7 protein-coding genes are annotated in these 8,466 nt (G+C 41.9%); 5 read left to right on the top strand and 2 right to left on the bottom strand.

The window, feature by feature from the left end; all coding sequences use genetic code 11:
- Positions 1 to 154: 154 nt before the first annotated feature.
- Positions 155 to 2,581, top strand: a complete 2,427-nt coding sequence (pheT, locus tag ACW6QP_RS14775; RefSeq protein WP_457911648.1) for a phenylalanine--tRNA ligase subunit beta — start codon at positions 155 to 157, stop codon at positions 2,579 to 2,581.
- A 70-nt stretch (positions 2,582 to 2,651) separates the two neighbouring features.
- On the opposite strand, the gene ACW6QP_RS14770 is transcribed toward pheT, so the two are convergent.
- Positions 2,652 to 3,230: a DUF4136 domain-containing protein gene (locus ACW6QP_RS14770; RefSeq protein WP_457911647.1), complete on the bottom strand. Its 579-nt coding sequence runs from the start codon at positions 3,228 to 3,230 to the stop codon at positions 2,652 to 2,654.
- A 194-nt stretch (positions 3,231 to 3,424) separates the two neighbouring features.
- Here ACW6QP_RS14770 and ACW6QP_RS14765 point away from each other — a divergent pair, with 194 nt between their 5' ends.
- From ACW6QP_RS14765 to ACW6QP_RS14755, 3 genes are all read left to right on the top strand, one after another.
- Entirely contained in the window at positions 3,425 to 4,162 is a 738-nt protein-coding gene (locus ACW6QP_RS14765; RefSeq protein ID WP_457911646.1) for a hypothetical protein, read from the top strand.
- Between the two features lie 76 nt (positions 4,163 to 4,238).
- The gene (locus ACW6QP_RS14760; protein WP_457911645.1) at positions 4,239 to 4,487 is read left to right on the top strand and encodes a putative signal transducing protein; all 249 of its coding nucleotides are present in this window, start codon (positions 4,239 to 4,241) and stop codon (positions 4,485 to 4,487) included.
- A complete protein-coding gene (locus tag ACW6QP_RS14755; RefSeq protein WP_457911644.1) occupies positions 4,477 to 4,674 on the top strand; it encodes a hypothetical protein in 198 nt (65 codons plus the stop codon). The genes ACW6QP_RS14760 and ACW6QP_RS14755 overlap by 11 nt, the downstream gene beginning before the upstream one ends.
- 49 nt (positions 4,675 to 4,723) lie before the next feature.
- On the opposite strand, the gene ACW6QP_RS14750 is transcribed toward ACW6QP_RS14755, so the two are convergent.
- Positions 4,724 to 5,734: a 3-oxoacyl-ACP synthase III family protein gene (locus ACW6QP_RS14750; protein ID WP_457911643.1), complete on the bottom strand. Its 1,011-nt coding sequence runs from the start codon at positions 5,732 to 5,734 to the stop codon at positions 4,724 to 4,726.
- A 220-nt stretch (positions 5,735 to 5,954) separates the two neighbouring features.
- Here ACW6QP_RS14750 and ACW6QP_RS14745 point away from each other — a divergent pair, with 220 nt between their 5' ends.
- The gene (locus ACW6QP_RS14745) at positions 5,955 to 8,408 is read left to right on the top strand and encodes a S9 family peptidase (protein WP_457911642.1); all 2,454 of its coding nucleotides are present in this window, start codon (positions 5,955 to 5,957) and stop codon (positions 8,406 to 8,408) included.
- The last annotated feature ends 58 nt before the right edge of the window (positions 8,409 to 8,466 follow it).

The following is an 8,466-nucleotide window of genomic DNA, read 5'->3' as shown; positions in this document are numbered from 1 at the left end:
GCTTTCATACCATGAAAATAATACTATCCTGAATTATTTCCAATAAAAAAGAGACTGCCTTTTCAGACAGCCTCTTTATATTAGAAAATTAAAACCTGAAATTATGCCAAAATTATTGGTAATGCTATCTTTGCTGCCTGCAAAATTCTACTAAATGAAGATTTCTTATAACTGGCTTAAACAATTCATCAAATTACCTGAAAATCCTGAAGAAACAGGGGTTTTACTTACCGACCTGGGTCTGGAGGTAGAAGGAATTCAAAAATTTGAAAGCATTAAAGGCGGTCTGGAAGGGATCGTGGTTGGCCTGGTAACCAGCTGCGAAAAGCATCCCAATGCCGATAAACTTCAACTTACCCGTGTAGATATAGGAAATGGCGAGGAACTTCAAATTGTATGTGGAGCCCCCAATGTGGCTGCAGGTCAAAAAGTGCCGGTTGCTACTATAGGTACTACCCTGTATGATGAAAAAGGGGAAGCCTGGCCCATCAAAAAAGGGAAAATTCGTGGGGAAGCCAGCTTCGGAATGATTTGTTCAGAGAAAGAATTGGGTCTTGGCGATAGCCACCAGGGCATTATGGTGATGGATAATGACTTGCAACCCGGTAAACCGGTCGCACAAATTTTTGAGGTAGAAAGCGATCATATTTTCGAAATCGGTCTTACTCCAAACCGTGCCGATGCGATGAGCCACTGGGGTGTGGCCCGTGATCTAAAGGCAGGCTACCAGCAACAAAATCAGCACCTGGAGCTTATCACCCCATCTGTAAGTAGTTTTCACGTAGATAACCGCAGTCTTAGAATTCCGATTAAAGTAGAAGATTCAAGCCTGGCTCCCAGGTATTGTGGCGTGACCATTTCTGACATCAAAGTAGGGCCTTCGCCAAAATGGCTTCAGAACCGATTAAAATCTATTGGTCTTACTCCCAAAAACAATATTGTAGATGTCACCAATTACGTGATGCACGAATTGGGACAACCTTTACACGCTTTTGATGCGGGGAAAATTGCAGGCCAGGAAATAAATGTAAAAACCCTGAAATCGGGTACCAAATTCACCACCTTAGACGAGGTGGAGCGCGAACTACACGAAGAAGATCTAATGATCTGCGATGCTGAAAAACCCTTGTGTATTGCCGGAGTTTTTGGTGGAATAGAAAGCGGAGTAACCGAAAATACCACCCAGGTATTTTTAGAAAGCGCTTATTTTAATCCGGTGAGTATTCGTAAAACAGCCAAAAGACACGGCTTGAATACCGATGCTTCTTTCCGCTTTGAAAGAGGTATAGACCCGAACATTACCGAATATGCTCTCAAGCGCGCCGTGCTTCTAATTTGCGAATTGGCCGGCGGCGAGGTGACCAGCGATATAGACGATTTATATTTCAAAAAGATAGAAGATTTCCAGGTGTTTTTAACCTTCGATAAGGTCAATAAACTCATTGGAGAAAACCTGGAAGAAGAAACCATTAAATCTATCCTGGCTTCCCTGGAAATCAGGGTGAACAATGTTACCGAAACCGGGATGGGCCTAACCATTCCTTCCTATCGTGTAGATGTGCATCGCGAGGCCGATGTAATCGAGGAGATTCTAAGGGTTTACGGCTATAACAACATAAAATTCAGCGAAAAGCTGAATGCTTCAGTGGCGATTTCTTCAAAATTTGAAGATTACAAGCTGCAAAACCTTATCGCCAATCAATTGGTAAGTCAGGGCTTTTTCGAGACTATGGCCAATTCTTTGACCACCTCGGCCTACACCAAACTTAGCGAACAGATCAACGAGGCCAACAACGTGGAGATGTTGAATCCCCTAAGCCAGGACCTTGGCGTGATGAGACAGTCTTTGCTCTTTAGCGGGCTCGAGCCAGTAAGCTATAATCTTAACCGAAAACGAAAAGATCTTAAACTTTTTGAATTCGGAAAAACCTATCACGATTTCTCCGGAAAAAGAATCGAAAACAAGCATCTGTCTGTTTTTATTTCGGGTGATAAAAATCCTGAAGCCTGGAACACCACTTCCCAAACCGGTAACTTTTTCTACCTGAAAGGAGTAGTTGAAAGCATTTTTGCCAGATTAGGAATCGAAAAATTAAAGAGCAAAAGCCTTTCATCAGACTTGTTTTCTGAAGGCCTGGAACTACATTCGAAAAAGAAAAAACTGGTAGAATTTGGAGTGGTTAAATCTAAGGTGCTGAAGCATTTCGATATTAATCAGGAAGTGCTTTTTGCAGATTTTAACTGGGATGCGGTACTTGAAGTTTCGGCTACTCAACAAAACAAATTTACAGCAATTCCGAAGTACCCTGAAGTGAGAAGAGATTTTGCCCTATTGCTGGACGAAGCTGTGGCCTACCATCAAATCGAGGAGATCGCTCTGCAAACCGGCAAGCAATTGCTTAAAGAAGTGAGCCTTTTTGATGTGTACCAGGGTAAAAACCTTCCGGAAGGAAAGAAAAGTTATGCCGTGAGCTTCAAATTTCAGGATGAACATAAAACCCTTACCGATAAACAGGTAGATAAAATGATGGATAAGCTGCAACAGCGTTACGAAAAAGAGCTGGGCGCCAGTCTTAGATAACTTCAGCAATAATTGCATAAAAAAAATCCGTGTCTTTCAACACGGATTTTTTTGTTTATACATTCCACAACTATGGGAATTTCTTAAAGATTTCATCTACATAACGCCTAAGGTCCCTGTCTAACCTGCGGGTTCCAATTTCTTCTTTAGAAGTCGCCCTCCATAGAATTTCATTTGTACGACGGTCTATGAAATCGATCACTATACTTCTTTCCCGGTAAGGCATTTGTTTTACCCTGTTCCCGGTAATCCGTTGAATCGTAAAATAATTTTCATAGGTATAGTCTTCATAGTAAGGACCTATATAATGGCCCGGGCGGTAATAGGAATAATCGGTATATACAGGATTCGCATTTACAGCGACTTTTTCATCGAACATTGTATGCACGTGAAGCACAATATCAGGGTTACGATTATCCAGGCTATACCCCTTACTTCTCATATTCGCATTGATAGTTTCTACAATAATCCCCTGCACCCGGTTATTATTAAATTCTCTGGAAAGAATGGTGTCTTTATTGGGTAAATACGAATAGGTATCATAATTTTTGAGGCTTCTGGCGGCTTCTTTACTTATGTCTGAAGAACCACAGGAAGCCAAAAGAGCTGGCAGGAAAAGCATTAAAAATAACTTGTTGAATTTACTCATAACATTGATTTTTTATTCAAATTAATTCTTCTCTGAGTTTTCTGAAAAGAATTTGCCCACTTTCGTATTTTGTTAACAGGAATAAAGCCTGTTCTCAAGGCCTATTTGAAAATTTTTTAAATTTGTTGAAGCCTCGGGGCCAATATTTAGATTGTAAGTTTTAAGCTAAATACTTAAATTAGTGGGCATTACTAATGAAAAAGATTATGAAGTGGAAACTCGCCCGGGTAAATGTGGCTTCGAAAATATCGCAAACCCGAAATAAAAGAATTACCAGCCAGGATTTGCTCGCCGAAATTCATCGAATTTGGGAGGAAAACGACAACAAAACAAAGCAGATCAAGCAGGAATTGAACTCAGGAGATTCAGGAGATATTAATCATTTTGATATTGATCTCCTGGATAGCAGCCGCATTTATCATTTAAGGGATATCGAAAAAATTTGTATTGAATACCGCTTAAGATTTCTGCACAGCAGTTTTTTCAAAGCCGAAATTCCTGCGGAAGCTATTTCAGAAATAAAAAAACTGGAAAGACAGCATCAAACCAGGCTCAAAAACTTTAAAATTATCGCCCCCTCCAAATTGCTGAAGCTCGAAAATGCCGACGACCCTTTGCTGTTTGCTCCTATGGGGAATGACTACTTTTATTTGATTCATAGCTGGGGCAACGACCTGCACCCGCTTCGCAAAATTTTAATGTGGCCGTTTCGCAGTTTGGAGCATTTCGCTTTTGTGCTGCTTTTTGGAAGCCTTCTTATAGCCTTTTTAGTGCCAGATGGACTGTTTAGCCCCAAACAAAGCACCACCGAATTTATAATGATTTTCTTTTTCATTTTTAAATGGGTGGCCGGGCTGGCAATATTCTACGGAGTGAAATATGGCAAGAATTTTAATTCGGCTATATGGCAAAGCCGGTATTATAACGCCTAGAACGTTAAACTCTGTTTAAATAGCCCCACTTCTACGGCTATACTTCGTAATTTAGGATTACAAAAAACCAAAAATTATGAGCTCAGAAGATTCATACGAACGGGTGTATACAGGTTCGGAAACCAACGTACAATATTTACAGGAACTCTTTGACAAGGCGGGAATTAATTCCAGGGTGAGAAATGATTTCGACTCTGGCCTGCGCGCCGGATTTGGCGGAGGCCTGCCGGGACAGGTACAATTATTTGTAATAAAAAGCCATTATGATGAAGCTTTAAATATTGCAAAAACCACCTTTCCGAAAGATTATACCGATGAGCAATAGGGAGCACCTGCCACAACGACGAAATATCTGGAATCTCGTGCTGGGCATTGCATTTTTAGGTTATGGTAGTTTTAGACTTTACCAGCACAGCACCGCCGCAGAAACCGATACCTTTGGATTAATTCTCTCTGTCGGCTTTATCGCTTTCGGGATCTATGATCTCTACAAATACTGGAAATATAAATAACAAAAATGCCGGGATAACCCGGCATTTTTTAAATGTAATTCTTAGACATTTACCAGCTTATCACGGCGCTGGCCCAGGTAAAGCCGCTACCAAAAGCTGCCAAAACCACGATATCTTCATTTTTTATTTTGCCCTGCTCCCAGGCTTCAGTAAGCGCAATTGGAATGGAGGCCGCAGTAGTATTTCCGTATTTCTGAATATTATTAAAAACCTGCTCATCGCTAAGCTTGAATTTTTGCTGAATATACTGCGAGATGCGCAAATTCGCCTGATGCGGGATGAGCATATCTATATCTTTAACCTCTAATCCGTTTGCCTGCAAACCTTCGTGAATCACTTCAGAAAAACGCTGCACTGCATTTTTAAATACAAACTGCCCGTTCATATATGGATAATATGGGATATCATCTCCCTGCGGATTTTCAGCAATAATCTCCGGTACCCAATGCATAGTGCTGGGGCCTTTTAATGAGAGCTCCAGAGCGTGCTTTCCTTCAGAATGCAAATGTGTAGAAAGAATTCCCTCACCATTATGGTCGCTGCGGGTAAGTACCGCGGCTCCTGCCCCATCGCCAAAAATTACTGAAACCGATCTTCCACGGGTAGAAAAATCGAGGCCCCCGCTGTGATTTTCACTTCCAATCACAAGCACGGTTTTATACATTCCGGTTTTTATAAATTGATCGGCAACCGAGAGGCCGTAAACAAATCCGCTACACTGGTTTCTTACATCCAGAGCCGGGCAGGTTTTAATATCGAGCATTTCCTGCACCTGCACCCCACAGCCTGGAAAGTAATAATCTGGACTAAGGGTGGCAAAAACTATAAGGTCGACCTCATCTTTAGAAATTTCGGCGCGTTCCAGGGCGATTTTTGCAGCTTTTACGCCCATTGTAGCCGTAGTGTTGCCATCGCCTTTTCTAATATGCCTTCTTTCCTTAATCCCGGTTCGTTCCTGGATCCAGGCATCGTTGGTATCCATTACTTTGGCCAAATCATCGTTGGTCACCACATTCTCAGGCACATAACTACCAAGGCCGGCTATTTTTGACTGATACATAACTTATCTTTAGAATATTAAAACTTTATTCACCATAACTTTAGTCCTTCTACAACTTTGCAATAAACTCTATGGAAATTCCTGGTTTTTCCGGATAATTCTTAAATTGCTGAATCAACTTAAATTTAAGCATTTAGTAAAAATGACCCCTGCAATATAGCAAAGATTAACATTTTTACGATTTTATAGTTTTTTATTCATCTTCTCTAAAATTCCACCTATGAAGAAAATTTTAAGTATTTGCAGTTTTATCGTTTTTTCTGCCGGTCTGTTTGCCCAGGAAAATCTTACCTATCAAAAACCTCCTCAGGAAATTCTTGACCTGGTTGATGTGCCGCTGGCGCCTGCTACTATTGTGAACAGCGAGGGCGATATGATGGTTTTTCTTTACCGCGACCAGTATAAATCTATTGCCGAGCTTAGCGAGCAGGAAATGCGCCTTGGCGGACTTCGTATAAATCCCGTGACCAATATTAGCAGCCGGGCTACGTATTACAACAATTTGGAGGTTAAAGCTATTGATGCTGAAAATCCTACCCAAATTACCGGGCTGCCTGAAAGTCCGCGGCTTACGAATTTTTCCTGGTCTCCAGATGAAACTAAAATAGCATTCACCCACACCACCGATTCCGGAGTTGAACTTTGGGTAGCCGATATTGAAAATGCTTCGGCTAAACGATTAACTGAAGCCAGGTTAAATGCCAATATGGGGAACACGATTAACTGGTTTAAGGATAATTCGGCGCTGCTTGTAAAGATGCTTCCGCAGGATCGAAAAGATTTAATAGACGCTGAAACAGCGGTACCCACCGGGCCTACAGTTTCTGTAAGCGATGGGAAAGAAGCTCAAAACAGAACCTACCAGGATTTGCTTAAAAATCCGAACGATGAATATAATTTCGAACAGCTGGCGAGATCTGAACTGCTTAAGGTTAAGCTCGATGGTACTTCAGAAAAATGGATGGATGCTAAAATGTATGGCAGCATTTCATTTTCTCCCGATGGAGAGTATGTGATGGTAAATCATATTAAAAAACCCTTCAGTTACCTGGTGCCCTATTACAGATTTCCTTCAGAAACAAATGTTTACAAAAGATCGGGAGAATTGGTAAACCAGGTAAACGACGAGCCTCTGCTGGAAGATCTTCCTAAAGGTTTTATGGCTACCCAAACCGGGAAACGCAGTTTTCGTTGGCGAAGTGATAACCCGGCGACTTTGGTGTATGTAAAAGCTTTAGACGAAGGGGATCCTGAAAATGAAGTTGAATTTAGAGATGAAGTTTACCTTCTTGAAGCTCCGTTTAAAGGTGACGGCACCGCGCTTTTAAAAACCAAAGATCGCTTCAGCGGAATTACCTGGGGGAACGACGAGATGGCCGTAGTAGATGATTATTGGTGGAATAACCGAAATACCCGAACCTATGTTTTTAATCCGTCGAATCCTTCAAAAGCACCCGAAGTGATTTTCGACAGGAATTACCAGGATCGTTACAGTGACCCGGGTCGTTTTGTGACCACTAAAAATGAGTGGGGACAAAATGTATTGAAACTGGATGATAGTCACGCTTTTCTATTGGGTGCGGGGTATACCGAAGAAGGACAGTTTCCTTTTGCCGATAAAATCAATTTGGAAAATGCCGAAACCGAGCGCCTCTACCAATCTGAGTATAACGATAAAAAAGAAAGTCTTGTAGAGGCTCTGGATATCGAAAATGGTAAAATTCTGGTACGTATCGAGGCTGCCACAGAATATCCGAATTATTATATAAGAGACCTGAATTCAGGAAGTCTTAATCAAATTACTTCTTTTGAAAATCCTTTCAAAAGCCTGGAAGACGTAAGCAAGGAAGTAATTACCTACGAGCGTGAAGATGGTCTCGAGCTAAACGGAACTCTGTATCTACCCGCCGGCTTCGATAAAGAAAACCCTGAAAAGCTGCCTATGATCGTGTGGGCTTATCCACGTGAATTTAAGGATAGAAATTCGGCTTCACAGAATACTTCAAATGCCAACGATTTCACCTATCCCTATTATGGTTCGCCAATTTACTGGGTAAACCGCGGATATGTGGTTTTAGATGACGCCAGTTTCCCGATTATTGGAGAAGACGAAGAAGAGCCAAACGACAGTTTTAGAGAGCAATTGGTAGCCAACGGAAAAGCGGCCATAGACGCCGTAGCCGAATTGGGATACATCGATCGCGAACGCGTTGCTGTTGGCGGCCATAGTTACGGAGCTTTTATGACGGCCAACCTGCTTTCGCATTCCAATCTTTTCGCGGCGGGAATTGCCCGTAGCGGGGCCTACAACCGAACCCTTACCCCTTTTGGCTTCCAGAGTGAAGAGAGAAATTACTGGGAAGCCCCCGAGGTTTACTACAATATGTCTCCCTTTATGCACGCCGATAAGATGAAAACGCCGCTTTTATTGATTCACGGCGAGGCCGATAACAACTCGGGAACCTACCCTATGCAGAGTGAGCGTTATTTCAATGCCTTGAAAGGACTAGGGGCAACTGCCAGGTTAGTGATGCTGCCTAAGGAAAGTCACGGCTATAGCGCAAAAGAATCGGTGCTTCACGTGTTATGGGAACAGGACCAATGGTTAGAGAAATATGTAAAAAATAAAGACCGGGCCGGGATTCAGAAAGAATCGGTAGATCTTAAGGATTAAATTTAAAACCTATAGTTTAAGCCGCAAATTCAGGTTGTATTTTCTGAATTTGCGGCTT

Source organism: Salegentibacter haimaensis (assembly GCF_054121495.1).
Note: the sequence above shows the minus strand (reverse complement) of the source record. Positions and strands in the feature narration are given on the sequence as shown.

Coding starts and splice junctions, on each gene's coding strand:
- pheT (WP_457911648.1), top strand. CDS start 155: ATGAAGATTTCTTATAACTGGCTTAAACAATTCATCAAATTACCTGAA.
- ACW6QP_RS14755 (WP_457911644.1), top strand. CDS start 4,477: ATGAGCAATAGGGAGCACCTGCCACAACGACGAAATATCTGGAATCTC.
- ACW6QP_RS14750 (WP_457911643.1), bottom strand. CDS start 5,734: ATGTATCAGTCAAAAATAGCCGGCCTTGGTAGTTATGTGCCTGAGAAT.
- ACW6QP_RS14770 (WP_457911647.1), bottom strand. CDS start 3,230: ATGAGTAAATTCAACAAGTTATTTTTAATGCTTTTCCTGCCAGCTCTT.
- ACW6QP_RS14765 (WP_457911646.1), top strand. CDS start 3,425: ATGAAAAAGATTATGAAGTGGAAACTCGCCCGGGTAAATGTGGCTTCG.
- ACW6QP_RS14760 (WP_457911645.1), top strand. CDS start 4,239: ATGAGCTCAGAAGATTCATACGAACGGGTGTATACAGGTTCGGAAACC.
- ACW6QP_RS14745 (WP_457911642.1), top strand. CDS start 5,955: ATGAAGAAAATTTTAAGTATTTGCAGTTTTATCGTTTTTTCTGCCGGT.